The organism is Tsuneonella aeria, from assembly GCF_009827495.1.
Taxonomy (GTDB): Bacteria; Pseudomonadota; Alphaproteobacteria; order Sphingomonadales; family Sphingomonadaceae; genus Tsuneonella; species Tsuneonella aeria.
This window is the reverse complement of the sequence record NZ_WTZA01000001.1, coordinates 378,975-396,722: the sequence shown is the minus strand read 5'-3', so window position 1 is coordinate 396,722 and position 17,748 is coordinate 378,975. Positions and strand designations below refer to the sequence as shown.

Annotated in this window: 15 protein-coding genes; 7 read left to right on the top strand and 8 right to left on the bottom strand. The window is 66.2% G+C overall.

Annotation, left to right across the window (positions count from 1 at the left end; all coding sequences use genetic code 11):
• Nucleotides 1-8: 8 nt before the first annotated feature.
• A complete protein-coding gene (gene phoU / locus GRI40_RS01945) occupies nucleotides 9-680 on the top strand; it encodes a phosphate signaling complex protein PhoU (RefSeq protein WP_160609782.1) in 672 nt (223 codons plus the stop codon).
• Nucleotides 681-739: 59 nt separating this feature from the next.
• Nucleotides 740-1,426, top strand: coding sequence for a phosphate regulon transcriptional regulator PhoB (gene phoB / locus GRI40_RS01940; protein WP_160609781.1), 687 nt, complete (start codon nucleotides 740-742; stop codon nucleotides 1,424-1,426).
• A gap of 9 nt (nucleotides 1,427-1,435) precedes the next feature.
• On the opposite strand, the gene GRI40_RS01935 is transcribed toward phoB, so the two are convergent.
• The 4 genes from GRI40_RS01935 to GRI40_RS01920 all read right to left on the bottom strand — a co-directional run bounded on the left by GRI40_RS01935 (nucleotide 1,436) and on the right by GRI40_RS01920 (nucleotide 8,581).
• Nucleotides 1,436-2,140: an extensin-like domain-containing protein gene (locus tag GRI40_RS01935; protein ID WP_160609780.1), complete on the bottom strand. Its 705-nt coding sequence runs from the start codon at nucleotides 2,138-2,140 to the stop codon at nucleotides 1,436-1,438.
• Nucleotides 2,141-2,199: 59 nt separating this feature from the next.
• Complete coding sequence (locus GRI40_RS01930) at nucleotides 2,200-5,799, bottom strand: error-prone DNA polymerase (protein WP_160609779.1); 3,600 nt, start codon at nucleotides 5,797-5,799, stop codon at nucleotides 2,200-2,202.
• Between the two features lie 72 nt (nucleotides 5,800-5,871).
• Entirely contained in the window at nucleotides 5,872-7,311 is a 1,440-nt protein-coding gene (locus GRI40_RS01925; protein WP_202390115.1) for a UdgX family uracil-DNA binding protein, read from the bottom strand.
• A gap of 25 nt (nucleotides 7,312-7,336) precedes the next feature.
• Nucleotides 7,337-8,581: a putative DNA modification/repair radical SAM protein gene (locus GRI40_RS01920; protein ID WP_160609778.1), complete on the bottom strand. Its 1,245-nt coding sequence runs from the start codon at nucleotides 8,579-8,581 to the stop codon at nucleotides 7,337-7,339.
• A gap of 124 nt (nucleotides 8,582-8,705) precedes the next feature.
• Between GRI40_RS01920 and GRI40_RS01915 the strand changes: the two genes are divergently transcribed.
• Together GRI40_RS01915 and GRI40_RS01910 are read left to right on the top strand one after the other, a co-directional pair.
• The gene (locus tag GRI40_RS01915) at nucleotides 8,706-9,554 is read left to right on the top strand and encodes an alpha/beta fold hydrolase (RefSeq protein WP_160609777.1); all 849 of its coding nucleotides are present in this window, start codon (nucleotides 8,706-8,708) and stop codon (nucleotides 9,552-9,554) included.
• Between the two features lie 115 nt (nucleotides 9,555-9,669).
• Nucleotides 9,670-10,086 (top strand): PilZ domain-containing protein, encoded by a 417-nt coding sequence (locus GRI40_RS01910; RefSeq protein ID WP_160609776.1) that lies wholly within the window; start codon nucleotides 9,670-9,672, stop codon nucleotides 10,084-10,086.
• A 9-nt stretch (nucleotides 10,087-10,095) separates the two neighbouring features.
• Here the strand turns inward: GRI40_RS01910 and GRI40_RS01905 are convergent, their stop codons facing one another.
• A complete protein-coding gene (locus tag GRI40_RS01905; protein WP_337190467.1) occupies nucleotides 10,096-11,667 on the bottom strand; it encodes a DUF6504 family protein in 1,572 nt (523 codons plus the stop codon).
• Nucleotides 11,594-12,454 carry a hypothetical protein gene (locus GRI40_RS13770; RefSeq protein ID WP_237488973.1) on the bottom strand — a complete coding sequence of 287 codons (861 nt, stop codon included), beginning with the start codon at nucleotides 12,452-12,454 and terminating at the stop codon, nucleotides 11,594-11,596. The genes GRI40_RS01905 and GRI40_RS13770 overlap by 74 nt, the downstream gene beginning before the upstream one ends.
• A gap of 91 nt (nucleotides 12,455-12,545) precedes the next feature.
• On the opposite strand from GRI40_RS13770, the gene GRI40_RS01895 reads away from it, so the two are divergent.
• The gene (locus tag GRI40_RS01895; RefSeq protein WP_160609775.1) at nucleotides 12,546-13,028 is read left to right on the top strand and encodes a pyridoxamine 5'-phosphate oxidase family protein; all 483 of its coding nucleotides are present in this window, start codon (nucleotides 12,546-12,548) and stop codon (nucleotides 13,026-13,028) included.
• Between the two features lie 82 nt (nucleotides 13,029-13,110).
• Here the strand turns inward: GRI40_RS01895 and GRI40_RS01890 are convergent, their stop codons facing one another.
• Nucleotides 13,111-14,694: an amino acid permease gene (locus tag GRI40_RS01890; RefSeq protein WP_160609774.1), complete on the bottom strand. Its 1,584-nt coding sequence runs from the start codon at nucleotides 14,692-14,694 to the stop codon at nucleotides 13,111-13,113.
• 136 nt (nucleotides 14,695-14,830) lie between these two features.
• Between GRI40_RS01890 and panB the strand changes: the two genes are divergently transcribed.
• Nucleotides 14,831-15,700, top strand: coding sequence for a 3-methyl-2-oxobutanoate hydroxymethyltransferase (gene panB, locus GRI40_RS01885; RefSeq protein ID WP_160609773.1), 870 nt, complete (start codon nucleotides 14,831-14,833; stop codon nucleotides 15,698-15,700).
• 36 nt (nucleotides 15,701-15,736) lie between these two features.
• Nucleotides 15,737-16,810: a DUF475 domain-containing protein gene (locus GRI40_RS01880; RefSeq protein WP_160609772.1), complete on the top strand. Its 1,074-nt coding sequence runs from the start codon at nucleotides 15,737-15,739 to the stop codon at nucleotides 16,808-16,810.
• Here the strand turns inward: GRI40_RS01880 and GRI40_RS01875 are convergent.
• Nucleotides 16,761-17,744 carry a bile acid:sodium symporter family protein gene (locus tag GRI40_RS01875; RefSeq protein WP_160609771.1) on the bottom strand — a complete coding sequence of 328 codons (984 nt, stop codon included), beginning with the start codon at nucleotides 17,742-17,744 and terminating at the stop codon, nucleotides 16,761-16,763. The genes GRI40_RS01880 and GRI40_RS01875 overlap by 50 nt on opposite strands.
• Nucleotides 17,745-17,748 lie beyond the last annotated feature (4 nt).

Here is a 17,748-nt window from a genome sequence, read left to right as displayed (position 1 = left end):
AACAGGTCATGAGCATGGACCACACCGTCAAGGCGTTCGACGACGACATCACCCGGCTGCGCGGCCTCATCGCCGAGATGGGGGGCATGGCCGAAGTTGCGGTGCAGAACGCGATCGACACGCTGGTCAAGGGCGACGACGCGCTGGCCGAGCGGATCATCGCGGACGACAAGAAGATCGACGCGCTCGAGTCCGAAGTGGACAAGCTCGCGGTTCGCATCATCGCGCTGCGCGCGCCGATGGCGGACGACTTGCGCGAGGTGATCGCGGCCCTGAAGATCGCCGGCGTCGTGGAACGGATCGGCGATTATTCCAAGGCCATCGCGAAAGCGAGCCGGGCGATCGAGGACCGCAAGAAATTCGGGCCGATGACGCTCGTGCCCGCGATGGGCGAGATCGCGGCGGAAATGGTGCACGACGCGATGACCGCATATGCAGCGCGCGATGCCGTGCTGGCCCGCGAGGTCATCTCGACCGACGAGAAGGTCGACAATTTCTACGAATCGATTTTCCGCAACCTTGTCAGCCACATGGTTGAAAATCCTTCGACCATCAGCTCTGCCGCGCAATTGCTGTTCGTCGCCCGCAACCTGGAACGGATCGGCGATCACGCGACCAACGTGGCCGAGATGGTGCACTATGCCGCAACAGGCGCTTACCCCGTGGACGCGGATTTCTGACGCGGCGACGACATTCCGCCGTCGTGAAGATGTAACAATTCTGGTGTGCAGGTGAAACCATGACCGCCGCCAAGCTCCTCCTGGTCGAAGACGACCCCGCTCTCGCTGAACTGCTGGAATACCGCTTCGCCAACGAAGGGTACGCGGTGCGTGCCACGTCCGATGGGGACGAGGCCCTCCTGCTCGCGTCGGAGGATACGCCCGATCTCGTCATCCTCGACTGGATGATCGAGGGCACCAGTGGCATCGAGGTCTGCCGCCGCCTGCGGCGCGACAAGGCGACGGCACACGTGCCGATCATCATGCTCACCGCGCGCGAAACGGAAGACGACAAGATTCGCGGGCTCGAAACGGGGGCCGATGATTACCTGACCAAACCGTTCTCACCCCGCGAGCTGCTTGCCAGGGTCGCAGCGGTGCTGCGGCGCATCCGCCCGGCTCTGGCCGGGGAATCGATCTCGGTGGGCGATATCGCGCTCGACCCGGTCGCCCACCGCGTCACACGCCGCGGACAGGCCCTGCACGTGGGCCCCACCGAGTACCGCCTGCTCCGCTTCCTGATGGAAAGCCCGGGCCGGGTGTTCAGCCGCAGCCAGTTGCTCGACGCCGTATGGGGGTCAGAAAGCGAGATCGAGCTGCGCACGGTCGACGTGCACATTCGCCGGCTTCGTCAGGCGATCGCCGTGGAAGGCGCGAAAGACCCCGTGCGGACGGTGCGCAGCGCCGGATATTCCCTCGAAGCCTGAGCGGGCCGGTTACCGGCAGACCCTGCCGAATCCCCGCGCGGCTTGATCCAGGTGCAGATGATCGGCGTGCGCGGCGTTGTATTTCGGGCTCAGCACCGTGCCAAAGCTTTCGCAGGCATGATCGCGCACCCGGCGGAGAAAGGCGGCCTTGGCCCCATCGCCCGGCCAGTCCCGCAGCACCGAAACGCGCTGCCCATCTTCGGTGACGAACGCCGCAATATCGATCGCGTTGCCGGTGGCGTGTTCGCTCCAAGCGCCGCTCGACCGGCCATAGAGGCGACGGCAGGAATACGTGCCGTAATGCTCGATCCGGTCCAGGGGTGAGCCGAGCGTTTCTTCCGCCGCGGGGCGCACCCCGCTCTCCACCCACCGGGCGAAGGCAGCCGCCACTGCGCATGTCGTGACAGGACGGCCGGGGGCCAGCGGGAAATCATCTCCCACGATCCGGTCCGGCCGGGCACATGCACCCGCGCCCGCCGGATCGAGCGCAGTGAATGCCACGTCGCTCCGCTCCAGGACGGCGCGGCAGGCTGGCCCGTCCGTGCGCAGGGCGGCGAGCTTGCGCGCCGTCGCCCAGCCCAGCGGGTCGCGCAAGTCGAGCGGCGCCCACGGATTGTGTTCGGGATGGGCGTCGAGCCAGGCTTTCGCGCCGAGGAGCACGGCACCCAGCATCAATGCGGCGATCGCCAGGCTGTCGAACCAGCTGAATTTCATGCCGGGACAACGCCGCAGAGAACGACTTGTTCTTCTGCGACACCGCCCTTCGCCGGCCCTCAATGAAAATCGCGCGAGGGCGGCAGCGGCAACAGTTTCGGCACGATCCGCGCATCGCGTGGGTGCCCGCCGGTAAAGCCGCAATCGCGATTGCCGGGGGATGGCGGTTCGCACGGCGGGACTGTCGGCACGGCGCCATCGCGCCCTTCGCCTGCAGGACTGATCCTGGCGGGCAGCGGATTGTTGCAGTGGTCCGCGCGCGCGATCGGCGTCTTGATCAGTTCGTCGCTCAGGCAATGAAGCGCGTGCGTGGCGTCGGTCAGGTGGTGCACGATGACGTGGATTACCTCGTCATCGTACTCCACCCTGCCGCGCACCTCCATCAGCCGGGCCCCCATGATGACCTTGCGGTATTTTTCCATCATGTCGGGCCAGACCACGAGATTGATTACCCCGGTCTCGTCCTCCAGCGTGATGAAGCACACGCCCTTGGCGCTGCCCGGCCGCTGGCGAATCAGCACCACGCCCGCGACATTCACCATCGAACGGAACTTGCGGTCCCGCAGGTCATCGGCACGGACGAACCCGCGGGCGGTGAGCGACGGGCGCAGGAAGCTCAGCGGATGCGCCTTCAGGCTCAGCCGGTGAGTCTGGTAGTCGGCGACGACTTCCTCGGCCAGCGTCATCGCGGGCAGCCGTGTTGCCTTGCGCTCGGCCCCTTCCTCGCGTTCGCGCGCGGCGGCGAACAGGGGCAGATCCCCCGCGCCCACCAGGGTACGCGCGTTCCACAAGGCCTGGCGCCGCGGCAGATCGAGCGAGCCGAAACAATCGGCAGCGGCCAGTCTTTCGACATGGGCCGCAGCGATACCGGCCCGATCGCGCACGTCCCGCACATCGCGGAACTGACCTTCGGCTTCCCGCGCCGCGACCAGTCGGGCGGCGACGAATTCGGGCAGTCCGTCGATCTGGCGCAAGCCGAGACGCAGGCCCCAACCGCCGTCATGACGCCATCTTTCCCCGTTCTTGCGAGGGCGCGGACGCGATGGGCACGCGTGTGGCACCGGTTCCAAGGTGCAATCCCATTCCGAATGATTGACGTCGATCGGCAGCACCACGACGCCGTGTTCTTCGGCATCGCGCACGATCTGCGCAGGCGCATAGAAGCCCATCGGCTGGGAATTGAGCAAGGCCGCCGCGAATGCCGCCGGGTAATGGCATTTGAGCCAGCTCGACACATAGACCAGGTGCGCGAAACTGGCGGCGTGGCTTTCGGGGAATCCGTATTCGCCGAAGCCCTTGATCTGGTTGAAGCAATTGTGCGCGAATTCGGGATCGTAACCGCGCGCGATCATGCGGCCGACCATCATGTCCTGGTGTTCGTTCACCATGCCGCGCGACCGGAACGTCGCCATCGCCTTGCGCAGGCGATTGGCATCGGCATTCGAGAACTTGGCGGCGTCGATGGCGATCTTCATCGCCTGTTCCTGGAAGATGGGGACGCCGTATGTCCGGCCAAGGATCGAGGAAAGCTCGTCGGCCGGGCCGTGATCCGGCGATGGGCTCGGCAGATTGAAATCGGTCCGTCCTTGCCGGTGTTCCCGCCGCGCCTTGAGATAAGGATGGACCATGTCGCCCTGGATCGGCCCCGGCCGCACGATCGCCACCTGCACCACGAGGTCATAGAATTCGCGCGGACGCAAACGCGGCAGCATGTTCATCTGCGCCCGGCTTTCCACCTGGAACACGCCGAGCGAATCCCCTTCGCACAGCATGTCGTAAACCGCCGGTTCCTCCTGCGGCAATGTCGCCATCGTGTGGGAGACGCCGTGGTGGGTGCCGACCAGTTCGAGTGCCTTGCGGATGCAGCTCAACATGCCGAGCGCAAGGATATCGACCTTGAAGATACCCAGTTCGTCGATGTCGTCCTTGTCCCATTCGATGAAGCTGCGATCGGGCATCGCGCCGTTGCCGATGGGAACGGTTTCGACCAGCGGGCAGTCGGTGAGGATGAAACCACCGACGTGCTGACTGAGATGCCGTGGCATATCAATCATTTGCCTCGTCAACTTGAGAACCCGCCGCAAATAGGGATCGGACAAGTCGAGCCCCGTTTCGCGCCGGACATGGTCCTCGTCGATCTCGCGTCCGTGTCCGCCCCACACGGTGCGTGCGAGCGAAGCGGTCACGTCCTCGCTCAGCCCCATCGCCTTGCCGACTTCGCGTATCGCCATTCGGGGGCGGTAGTGGATCACGGTCGCGCACAGGCCCGCGTGCTGGCGGCCATATGTGCGATAAATCCACTGGATCACTTCCTCGCGCCGTTCGTGTTCGAAATCGACGTCGATATCGGGCGGTTCGTTGCGTTCCTCGGACAGGAAACGGTCGAACAGCAACTGATGCTCGGCCGGATCGACCTCGGTTATGCCGAGACAGAAGCATACCGCCGAATTGGCCGCGCTGCCGCGTCCCTGGCACAGGATGGGCGGATCCTGGCTGCGCGCGAAATCGACGATTTCCTTGATGGTCAGGAAATACTGCGCGATCGAAAGCTTCCCGATCACGCTGAATTCGCGTTGAAGCGTGTCCCGAACGGCCCGGGGTATCCCGTCTGGATAGCGCCATTCGGCCCCCTTCATCGTCCGGTCGACCAGGTATTCCTGCGACGTCATGCCCTGGGGGTAATCGCGCTTCGGGTATTCGTATTTCAGTTCCTCGAGGCTGAACCGGCAGGCATCGGCCACCGCGCGCGATGCCGCGATGGCGTGAGGCCAGCGGCCGAACAGCGCGACCATCTCGGTTGGCGATTTGAGATGCCGTTCGGCATTGGGATGGAGCAGGTGGCCGGTATCCGCCACCGTGGTCTTGTGCCGGATCGCTGTCATCACGTCGTGCAAGGGGCGCTGTTGCTGCACGTGATAATGCACGTCGTTGGTGGCGAGCAGCGCAAGACCGTTCGCCTTCGCGAGCGCATCGAGCCGGTCGATCCGCGCGATATCGTCACCGGTATAAAGATAGCTGGCGGCAAGATGGCGCAGCGTGGGGAACTGCCGCGTCAGGTGGGGGAGGATGTCGGCAAACGCGATCGCGTTCCGCGTCTCGGCGTCCTCTGCCAGATCCGTTGCCGAATCCGCGCGGCGCAAGGGAACGACGTTGTTCGCAACCGGGATCGTGAACGCATCCGCCAGATCGCGCGGCGGCAACAGGATAAGCTGCACGCCTTCCGCATGTTGGGCGAGCATCGGAAGCGATATGTGGCACGCGCCCTTGTCCTGCCATTCGCCGTCGATCGTGCGCATCCGCCCGGCCGAGATCAGCCGGCACAATCGTCCGTAGGCCGCGCGATCGGTGGGATAGGCCAGGAACGCCAGCCCTTCGATCGTCTCGATCCGGCAGCCGATGACCGGCGTGAGCTTGAGCGTCCGCGCCGCGCCATGGATGCGAACCACCCCGGCCATCGAATTGGCGTCCGCGATGCCGACCGCGTCATAGCCAAGCCGCCAGGCGCGTTCGACCAGGTCCACGGGAAGCGACGCACCGCGCAGGAACGAGAAGCAGCTTGTCACCCCCAGTTCGACGAAGGGCGCGCGCGGCGGCGCGTCGATCAGGTCGGGATCGGCTTCGATCCGCCGGCGGGGAATCTGGAAATCGTTTTCGGGCATCGTGCGCCCGCCTTCATCAAGGTGCGGGCATCCCCGCAGGCGCGGGAATGACGATCGGGGAAGGCGGCCGGATCACGTCAGTTCCTCCAGCCGTTCCTTCACCGCGGCGAGATCGGCGTCGAACAGGCGCGATTGTTCCTCGCGCGCCGGGCCATCGAGCCGTAGCAGGTAGGACGGGTGCGCGGTGACCCACAGTTCGCTCCCATCCTCCAGCGGATGCGGCGCCCCGCGCACTTTCGAGATGCTCACCGTCTTGCCGAGCATGCCGCGCGCGGCGCTCGCCCCCATCGCGAGGACCAGCCTGGGCTGGACGAGTTCGCGCTCCCCCTCGAGCCACCAGCGGCAGATGTCGACTTCCTTGGCGGTGGGTGTCTGGTGCAGCCGCCGCTTGCCGCGCTGGACGAACTTGAAATGCTTGACCGCGTTGGTGACGTAGGCGCTGCGCCGGTCGATCCCGGCGCGTTCGAGGTGCCGGTCGAGCAGCTGCCCTGCCGGGCCCACGAACGGGCGGCCAGCGAGATCTTCCTGGTCGCCTGGCTGTTCGCCCACGATCATCAGGGCCGCATCGCGCGGACCTTCACCCATCACCGCCCGGTTGTCGAGCAGACCGATCGGGCACATCCGGCAGGCGTGGATCGCCTTGTCGATCGCGGAGAGCGACGTGGGCCGTTCACCCATCTCCAGCGTGCCGGCGGCGACCATCTGCGACTCCCGCGATTGCGCCCCTGCGACAAGCTCGGGAATGAGCGCCGCTTCGGGCATGTTCTTCCAATATTTGCGGGGCATTTCCTTCAGCATCGCCCCGACCTTCAAACGCGCGGGATTGAAGATCGATGCATAATATCTGCGCCACAGCTCCTCCGTGGGATCGCCCGCGGGCGCATCGGAACGCTGCGCAGGCGGCCCTTCTTCCAGCACGGCGCGATCCCAATGGAGCGACCCCCTGGGGGTGAGGATCGACCACGTCATGTTGGCGAAGCGGCGGACGAAGAACCCCGCGTTGGCGCGCAGGATGTGATGTTCGGGTTCGAACCAGGCGACGTAATGTTCGCCCGCGCCCCCATCCCCGCCTTCGACCAGGCGGAAGCGGACGAAGGCGCGCATCTTGTGGATGTCGCGGCGCACCGCGCGCGCCATTTCGTCCAGGCGGCGCACTTCGGGATCGGCGCCGTCTTCCAACAGGCGCGGACTGCCCTGCATTCGCCACAACAGACGATAGAGCAGGGCAAAGCGTTCGGGATCGGAATGGCAGATCGCCGTCTTCGCCAACTGGACGAACGCGCGGCTGGCGCGCACCGGCGGGGCATCGGCGCCCGGACTCGGAAGGCGGCGCCGTCCGCCTGCGAACAAGTCCCCCGCGCCGCCCGGCTCGATCCACGCAACCCGGTCGGGCGGCACGTCGCGCTGGACCAGCGCGCGCGCCTGGTCGCGCCAGAACTCGAAGTCATCGGGCTCGGGCAACGTGACGCCGAACGCGCCGGGCAGGCGCATGTCGCGAAAGGGCGCGCTCATGGCGAACGAGGCCGAAAACACAGGCTCATGCCGCGAACAGCTCAAGCTGCTCGGTCTTCGGCGCCAGCAGCGCGCGAAGATCGGCGCGGTCGGTGAGCATGACCGGCCGCCAGTCGGCGGTGACGATGAACGGCCGTACCTTGGCAATCGAGACGGTGAGCCGCGCTACGTCATCCAGCCGCATCGTCCGGTGGCGGCGGCTGGCGAGAATCCGTTCGACCGCCCGCACGCCCAGGCCCGGCACGCGCAGCAGCGCCTCCTTCCCGGCACGGTTCACGTCCACGGGAAAGCGTTCGCGAAACTTCAGCGCCCAGGCGAGCTTGGGGTCGATGTCGAGCGGCAGGTTGCCGTCCGCTTCGGTCGCCTGCATGACTTCCGCCGGCTGATAGCCGTAGAACCGCATCAACCAGTCCGACTGATACAGGCGATGCTCGCGGACCAGCGGCGGGCGCTTCAGCGGCAGCACCGCGCTGGCATCGGGAATGGGCGAAAACGCGCTGTAATAGACCCGGCGCAGGCGGAAGCTGTCGTACAGCCGGCTCGCCTTGCTCACGATATCCGCATCGGTTGCCGCATCGGCACCTACGATCATCTGGGTGGATTGTCCCGCGGGGGCGAAGCGCGGCGCGTGCCTGAACCGTTTTCGCGCGTCGCGGGTTTCGACGATATCGCTTTTCACCTTGCCCATGGCGCCTGCGATCTGGCGCGCATCCTTGTCGGGCGCGAGCCGGACGAGACCGGCATCGGTCGGCAATTCCACGTTGATCGACACCCGGTCGGCGTAGAGCCCCGCCTGATGCACCAGCTCGGGGTCCGCCTCCGGAATGGTCTTCAGGTGGATGTAGCCGCGAAAATCGTGTTCTTCGCGCAGGATCCGCGCCACTTCGACCATCTGTTCCATCGTATGGTTCGACGATTTCACGATGCCTGAGGACAGGAACAGCCCTTCGATATAATTGCGCCGGTAGAAGCTGAGCGTGAGGTCCACGACCTCCTGCGGGCTGAACCGCGCCCGGCGCACGTTCGAGCTCTTGCGGTTGATGCAATAGTGGCAGTCGAAGATGCAGTGATTGGTCAGCAGAATCTTGAGCAGCGAGATGCAGCGGCCATCGGGCGCATAGGCGTGGCAGATGCCCATGCCTTCGGTCGAGCCGATCCCCTTCCCCCCAGTGGAATTGCGCCTGGTGGTGCCGGACGAAGCGCACGACGCATCGTACTTCGCTGCGTCGGCCAGGATGGCGAGCTTCTCTATCGTGCTTAACGGACCCATTCGTTCTATATATGTTCTCGCAACAGATTCGCCAACACCAATCGTTCGGTGACGATCACGCTCGGCGGAACTGGCGGGTGCGACCATCCGTTTCGTGCCGGAACCTCCAGAAAAGGAACGCGCGATGCCATTTGCCACCACCCGGGACGGAACCAGGTTACGCTGGAAGGAACTCGGCCAAGGCCGTCCGGTGATGCTCATTCACGGCTGGCCGCTTTCCGCCGACAGCTGGGACCCGATCATGATCGCGCTGGCGGACAGCGGCTATCGCGCGGTCGCGTATGACCGGCGCGGGTTCGGGCATTCGGATCATGCGCCCACGGGCTATGATTACGACACCTTCGCCGACGATCTGGCTGACGTCATGGCGGACGCCGGCGTGGAAGTCGATGCGGCCCTTGTCGGCTTTTCGATGGGAGGCGGCGAAGTCGCCCGCTACCTAAGCCGGCATGGCGGCCGCGGCGTGAGCCAGGCAGTGCTGATCGCATCGGTCGTGCCCTACATGCTCAAGACCGACGATAATCCCGATGGCGTGCCGCAATCGACCTTCGACCAGATGACTGCCGGGATGAAGAAGGATTTCCGCCACTTCTTCACCGGCTTCTTCGAGGATTTCTACGGCGACGGGGTGCTGGTGAACAAGGTGAGCCAGGAAGAGAAAGACTGGGCGTGGAGGACCGCCATGCACGCCAGCCAGTACGCCACCCTGAAAGCCGCCGAAGCGTTCGCCACGACCGATTTCCGGCCCGATCTCGCCAGCTTCACGATGCCCACGCTGGTGATCCACGGGACCAAGGACGTCACCGTGCCGATCGATGCCACCGCGCGCGCGGTCGCAAAAGCCGTGCCGGGTGCCACGCTGGTGGAATACGGTGGGGAGCCGCACGCCGTGTTCGCCACGCAGACCGAGCGGCTGGCGAAAGACCTGGTCGCATTCCTCGACCAGGGCGGTCGCAGCGGCGGGGCCGCCTGACCGGCCCGGCAGGTTTACGGATCGCGCGTTTCCTTGCGCCTCCCCGGGTCTCTTGCGGGGGCGTAAACCATGTTCCGACAATCGATATTAGGGTTGCGGATGAACTGTGGCAGGGATGGAACCGCTGCGCGTCTACGAGCCCGATGACTTTTTCGAGCGCCGGGCGTCACGCCGCGTGGAAGTGACGTGCGAGGCGGTGCTGGAGACGATGACGTCGCGCGCGTCGGGCAGTTTGTGGGACATTTCGGAAAGCGGCGCCCGGCTGGCAGTGATCGATCCGCCCCAGGCCGGTTCCACCGCCTTGCTGCGCTGGGCCGGCCGGGAAGCCGTATGCACCGTGATCTGGTCGGAAAACGGCCAGTGCGGCGTATCCTTCGCGCGTGCGCTCGACCCGGCGGTGGTGGTGGAGACGGCCAGCGTCAACCGGGTGATCGAAATGCCGATCGCGCATGTCGGCAATATCGCGCAGGGCCGCAAGCGGTCAGCCTTCCGGGCATCGTTTCAGACCGTGGCGGACGTGGCGGCGGAGTAGCGGGGGCAGTCAGGCGCACAGGCCTTGCAGGAACCAGTCCGGCACCCCGCCGCGCCCATCGCCCAGGATCCCGAGCCGATAGATCCAGTACCGCCGGCCCTGCGCGTCTTCGATGCGATAATAATCGCGCAGCCGGGCAGTGCCCTTCTCGCGCCACCACTCCGGCGCGATCCGTTCCGGCCCTTCCACCCGCACCACGTCGTGCACCTGTCCCCGCCAGCGGAAACGTTGCGGGTAGCCGTCGGGCGTCGCGTAGAGCACCGCGATCGATTCCGCCTTGTCGAGCATCTTGAGCGGGCGGGCATGGAACGCCAGTTCGCCCTGCTGCGGCGGTTCGGGTTCCAGCGGCGGCTGCCAGCGCTGGGCGCGTTCGGGAATGTGGCTGGGGTGGAGCACGGGACGGCGCACGGCCTGCGGCCCCAGGCGCACCGTCAGCCGATCGACCAGCGCCGCCAGCGAGGTGCCAGAATCCTCCGCCGCGGCTTCGATATCCGCTTGCGCCGAGGCCAGCGGTTCGGCCCAGCTTGCCCGCAGCCGCACGCATTCGATGCCGAAGCCGGCGTCCACATCGTCGAGCCGGGCGGCGAACAGACGCACGATATGCCCCGCATCGCGCGTGGCGGCGGCCAGTTCCAGGTTCCGGACAGTCACCTCGCCATCCACCTGCCACATGCCGAGTTCGAGCCGGCGGGCACCCTGCCCCAGCCTTTCTAGTTCGCGGGCCATGTCATCGGCGAGGTCGGCCATCACGCTATCGAGCAGTTCGCGGTGGCGGATCGGTTCCATCAACCGGCGCTGGACCAGCGGCATGCTAGCGGGGACGACCGGTAGCAACGGTTCAGACACTTTGCCGAGCAGCTGGTCCATCCGGACGAGCGGATTGGCAACCGCCGACCTGGCGCGAAACCGGCGGTGAAGCGCATCGCGTCCGTGGCGTTCGCCGAACCGGCCGGTCAGATCACCGATACGCTTCAACCCCAGGCGGCGCAGCACTGCCACGACCGCGTCATCCAGGCGCAACGATGCGACAGGCAATTCCGCCAGGCAGGCGGCGATGTCGTCTGCCGGAGACAGGATCGTGCCGTCGGGGCCATAATGCGACAACGCCCAGGCCGCGCCGGCGGTCGGCGCGATGGCGAAGCGGGCGGCAAGGCCCCGGGCGGCAAAGCGCGCGCGGGCATCGGCGAGCAGTTCCGCCTCCCCGCTGAACAGGTGCGCGACCGCGGTCATGTCGATCAGCAGGCCGTCGGGCGCATCCATCGCCGACCATGGACCCCAGCATAGCGACCATACGGCCAGCTTCTCCAGGAAAGCATGGTCGCCCGGTGGATCGCTGGGTGCCACCTGGATCGCCGGATACAACGCCCGCGCATCGGCCAGCATCATGCCGCTTCGCGCGCCGGCGGCAAGACCGGCGGCGTTGACCGCATCGATGCGCGGTCCGTGTGCGGTTTCAGCGATCAGCGCCAGTGGCGCGGCGTCGGCGCCTTCGCCCGGCGCCAGCCCGTTACCAAGCCGCCAGCGATCGATCGCCAGCCGCGGCAGCCATACCGACAGGATGCGGCGAGGCCGTGCCTGCACCGGTATCGGGGCCCGCGGGGCGATCGGCGACGAGGCGGGCCGCGGCAAGGCCATGTCCGTCATCGTGCAGGGTCCATGTTCCAGGGGGATGGCGGCGTGCGCGAAACAGCTCGGCACGCCATGCGGGGATGCCGGGCGCGGCGGCGTTCCAGCGCGGTGGGGGTGAAGGGGCGGCAGCAACGTCCCACCGCATCCGCGCGGACGACAGGTCGCGTTCGGCATCGAGGCGCACCAGCCACAATGGCACGCGGTGCCTTTCGGCCGCCAGCGTAAGCCGGCGCGAAGCGGTAAAATCGAGCGCGCGCGGGTTGCCCGCCAGTTCCCCGATCACCACGGCCAGATCGCGGCAGCGCAGCCCTTCTTCCAGCGCGAACAAGGCGTCTTCCACCTTGTTGGCCACCACGTGGATCAGGCGGTTGCGGAAGGCGGCGGGCAGGCCGGGACGATAGGGACGCCCGCCCACGCGCAGCGCGGCCTTGTCCTGCACCCACAGCACGGCGCGGCGATCCGCGATTTCGGCCAGCGCGGAAGAAGCCCCCGCCGGTTTCCCTGCCGCCGGTTTTCCTGCCGTCGGTTTTTCTGTCGCAAGTGCATCGGCCGCCAGTGCATCGGCTGCCAGCGCCAGCGCCGCGGCCGCCCCGCTCGCTTCCCGCGAACTGGCGAACACTTCGCTATGCCGAACGGCGGCAAGGCCAGGCCGCCATGCCGGCGCCGTGGCGGACACCCGGGCAAGACCGGCGGCGGTCGGCATTTCGGCAAGCGGTGGCATGGCGGAATATCGACTCATTTGTTCCGGTTATGTTCCATCATGGATCGATTCGCAACGGTCGGAACAACCTGTCCCCCGCCCCGTTCGCCAAGGAAAGAAAGGGAAGCCCATGAAATATGATCAAGGCAATGCCGACGAATTGAAGGAAAAGTTCTGGCGCAATTTCGCCGACTCGCCATTCGTGTTCGTTTCCTTGCAGAGCACGGCCAACGATGCCCTCGTGATGACGGCCCAGCTCGACAAGGATGCCAACAGCGCAATCTGGTTCTTCACCAACCGCGACGGTCACCTTTCCGAAATGGGGCCCGCCACCTGCACGTTCGCTGGCAAGGGACACGACCTGTTCGCCCGCTTCGAAGGGGTGCTGAGCGAAGAAACCAGCCGCGAACGGCTGGACAAGCAGTGGTCGAATTTTGTCGAGGCATGGTTCCCGGGCGGGAAGGACGATCCCAACCTGCTGATGCTCCGGATGGACCTGGGCCAGGCCGAGATCTGGGACAGCGACCTTGGCGTCATCACTACCGCCAAGATGGCGCTCGGCATGGATGTCCGCGGCGACACGGCGGGCACGCACACCGAAACCGCGCTCTGACGCACCCCGCGATGCAGGAAGGGCCGCCTCTCCGTACGGAAAGGCGGCCCTTTCTTTTTGTGCCTTTACGGCCTGACCGCGGTTAGCGGGCGTCCTCGGGGACATCGATCGGGAAGGAATGTTCCTGCCCGCCGATATCGTCCACCACTTCCACGATACCGCGGCCCAGCAGGCTGTTCCGGCGGCTGTAGCCGAAATAGACCGCGAACCCGATAACCGTCCACACCGGCAGCACCAGCATCGCTTCCAGCGGCAGGTTGAGGAACAGGAACAGGCAGCCGGCAATCGTCAGCGGGCCGACGATCGCCAGGCCGGGCACCCGGAACGGACGCTTGCGGTCGGGCGCCTGCTTGCGCAGCAGCATGACCGCGATGGCGACCATGAAGAACGCATAGAGCGTGCCCGCGTTCGCGATGTCCGCAAGCTGGCCGACCGGCAGGAACGCCGCGGCAACCGCCACGATCGCGCCGGTGATGCCGGTCACGATATAGGGGGTCTTCCACTTCGGGTGCACCGCGGAAAGCTTCTCCGGCAGCAGCCCGTCGCGCGCCATCACGAAGAAGATGCGCGTCTGGCCGAACAGCAGGATCAGGATCACCGAAGGCAGCGCCAGGAACGCCGCGATGCCCAGCATGTTGCCGATGCCCGAGAAACCGATCTGCCGCAGCACATGCGCCAGCGCCTCGTTGGAACAGACCAGCGCATCGGCATGGGCCGCCATCGCGCACTGGCGGGCAAGCTCTTCCGAACCGGCGGGGAACGGGACGCCGTTCGGCCCCATGATCGGCTGGCCGCCGATGGTGCCGACCGCGCCGGCCGCGACCAGGATGTAGAAGATCGTGCAGATGAGCAGCGACCCGACAAGCCCGATGGGCACGTTACGCTGCGGGTTGCGGGTTTCCTCCGCCGCCGTCGAAACCGCGTCGAACCCGACGTATGCGAAGAAGATCGTCGCCGCCGCACCGACTGCGCCAACCCCGGAACCGAACCCGCCGAACAGGCCGGCCGGCAGGAACGGGTTGAACTTGTCGGGATCGAAATATGCGCTGGTCAGCGTCAGCGCGATGAAGATCGTCAGCGCGGTGATCTTGATCGCCACCAGCACCGCGTTGACCCGCGCGCTTTCGGTCGTGCCGATCATCAGCAGCCAGGTCACCAGCAAGGCGATGATAAGCGCCGGGAGGTTGATGAAACCGCCCGCCGCGCCGCCCAGCGCGAGCGGCCCGGCGCTCAGCCAGGCAGGTAACTGCACGCCGAAGAATTCGTTCAAGATGGTCCCGGTGAAATACCCTGACCACCCCACCGAAACGGCCGAGGCCGCGATCGCGTATTCGAGGACGAGGGCCCAGCCGACCGTCCAGGCCAGGAATTCCCCCATGGTGGCGTAGCTGTAGGTGTAGGCCGAACCCGCGACGGGGATCATCGCGGCGATCTCCGCATAGCAGAGCGCGGCAACGATGCAGACCGCGCCGGCGATGATGAACGCCAGCATCAGGCCGGGGCCGGCCTTCTGCGCGCCCGCGGCGGTCAGCACGAAAATGCCCGTGCCGATGATGCAGCCGATCCCGAACAGGGTGAGCTGCACGGCGCCGAGCGAACGATGGAGTGACTTCTTCTGCGCCGTCGCCAAGATGGCGTCGAGCGGCTTAATCCGGTCGAGTAACATGACCCCAATCCTCTTGTCAGGCGGCCGTTGGCGGCCCGCCTCCCTCATGGCGCGCGAAGCTAGCGTGGTGGATGGTCAGCGCAAGCCGTAATGTCCGGGCTTTCCCCGTCTCCGTGCCGCAGCTAGAGACCCGCGAATGTCCACCACGTTCCAGCTCGACACCGCGACCAGCCGCGCGACGCCCACCCCGCAGCCGATGCGGCGGCTGACCGTGCCGGCGATCAAGGGTCGCAAGGCGGGCGGCCAGACGCGCGATCCGCTGGTCATGCTCACCGCGTACACCGCGCGCCAGGCGCAGCTTCTCGACACGCATTGCGACATGCTGCTGGTGGGCGATTCCCTCGGCCAGGTCATCTACGGCCTGCCGTCCACGCTCCAGGTCACGCTGGAGATGATGATCGCGCACGGCGCCGCCGTCGTTCGCGGCAGCTACCACAGCCTCGTTGTCGTCGACATGCCGTTCGGCGCATACGAAGCCAGCCCGCAGAAAGCGTTCGACAGCGCGAGCCGGATCATGGCGGAAACGGGCGCCGCAGGCGTCAAGCTGGAAGGCGGCGCGGCGATGGCCGAAACGATCGCCTTCCTGTCGCAGCGCGGCATTCCGGTCATGGCCCACGTCGGCCTGACACCCCAGGCGGTCAACGCGCTCGGCGGCTATGGCGCGCGCGGCCGCAGCCAGGAAGAACACGCCAGGATCGTATCCGATGGCAAGGCCGTGCAGGAAGCGGGCGCGTTCGCCGTCGTCGCCGAAGGTGTCGTGGAACCCATCGCGGTCGCCCTGACGCAGAGCCTGGAGATTCCCGTGATCGGCATCGGCGCGTCGGCGGAATGTGACGGCCAGGTTCTCGTCACCGAAGACATGCTCGGCATGTTCGAGCGCGTGCCGCGTTTCGTCAAGCGGTACGAAGACCTCGCCTCTGTCATTTCGAAAGCCGCCGAAACATATGCCGCCGAAGTGCGTTCGCGCACATTCCCCACCCGCGACCAGACATACCAGCCGCGGTAATCCGCGACTTCCTGCCCCCGCTCATTCGGAATCACGATGGACACGCTCAAGCGCTTCTACACACTCTCGCTCATCTTCACGATCGTCTGCCTGGGCCTTGGCGCATGGTACGGGTTATCGAGCACCGGCAGCGTCGGGGGCATGCTCCAGTTGCTGTGGATCGTCGTCGTGCTCTCCGTCCTCGAGATTTCGCTGAGCTTCGATAACGCCGTGGTCAACGCGTCGGTTTTGAAGGACATGGACCGCACCTGGCAGCGGCGCTTCCTCACCTGGGGTATCCTGTTCGCAGTGTTCGGGATGCGGATCGTGTTCCCGCTCGCCATCGTGGCGATCGCGGCCGGGCTCGGACCGGTGCAGGCCGTGAACCTGTCGCTCAACGATCCGCTCGAATACGAACGCATCGTGTCGAGCGCGCATGTCGGTATCGCCGGTTTCGGCGGCGCGTTCCTGGCGATGGTCGGCCTCAAGTTCTTCTTCGATGGCGAGAAAGACGTTCACTGGATCGGTTCGGTCGAGCGGTTCCTCGGCAAATTCTCCGCCCTTCCCGCGGCGGAGATCGCGCTGCTGCTCCTGACCCTGTGGGGCATTTCGCTGGTGCTGCCGGATGCGGACGCGCTGACATTCCTGGTCGCCGGCATCCTTGGCCTTGTCACGTTCATCGCGGTCGAGGGGATCAGCACGCTGCTGGAACTGAGCGAGGAGAAGCAGCGCCTTGCCGGTGCGGCGGTGCGCAGCGGACTGGGCGGGTTCCTTTACCTCAATATCCTCGACGCCAGCTTCAGCTTCGATGGCGTGATCGGCGCGTTCGCACTGTCCAACAACATGATCGTCATCGCGCTCGGCCTGTCGATCGGGGCGATGTTCGTCCGCTCCATGACGATCCACCTCGTCGAACAGGGCACGCTCGCCCAGTATCGCTATCTCGAACACGGCGCATTCTGGGCGATCATCGTGCTCGGCGGCATCATGCTGCTGTCGGCGCGCTGGCACATCCCGGAAACGATCACGGGCCTCATCGGCGCGATCCTGATCGGTCTGTCGCTGTGGTGGTCGGTGCGGTTCAACCGCAACAATCCGGAGCCTGTCGAGGACGCCGTGCGAGGCGACTAGCCAGCGGCGCGCTCACCATCAGCTGCAGCAGGTGATAGACCAGCAGCGGCAACAGGATCATGCCGGCAGCCGCGGGCGGGAACAGCACCGACGCCAGCGGCGCGCCCATCGCCAGGCTCTTGTGCGCCCCGGCGAACAGGAACGCGATCCGGTCCGCGATATCGAGGGCAAGCATCCGGCCGATCGCCCAGGCAGCGCCGAATGCCGCGCCCAGCATGGCGACGACGCCGGCCAGCAGGACCAGCCATTCCGCCGCCCCGACCCGCGCCCACAGCCCCTGTTCGACGGCCGCGGAAAACGCGACGTAAACGGCGATGGCGATAGACAGTCGGTCCATCCAGGTGATGAGCGCCCGGTGGTCGCCGATCCACGGGGCAAGGCGCACCTGCAGCACCTGCCCGATCGCGAAGGGCACCACCAGAATCGCGACGATCTTCACGAGGCCGTCCATGCCGAGTTCCGCCGCGCTGCCCCCGCCCATGGCCGCGAAGATCGGCACGGTCAGGAACACGCCCATCACGTTGAGGAGCGCGGCCGCCACCACCGAATTCGCCACGTTTCCATCCGCCAGGGACGTGTACGCGGTGGCGGACTGCACGGTGGAGGGAAGCGCGCCCAGGAACAGGAAACCCAGCGCCACCATCGGCGGCAACACGGGCGCCATCGCGATGGCGAAGCCCTTGCCCATCAGGGTCATCGCACCAAAGCACCAGATCGCCAGCGGCAACAGGAACTGCCAGTGCCCGATCCCGCGCCGAACCTGGTCGCGCGAAAGGCGCAGACCGTTGAGCAGGAACAGCAGGAAGATCGCGCCGTTCGACACGGCCTGTGCGATATCGCGCTGCCCGCCGGTGGCCGGCAGCACGCTCGCCAGCAGGATCGCCAGCACCAGCAGACGGACCATCGGATCGAAAACAGTCAGCACACGTGTCATGTGC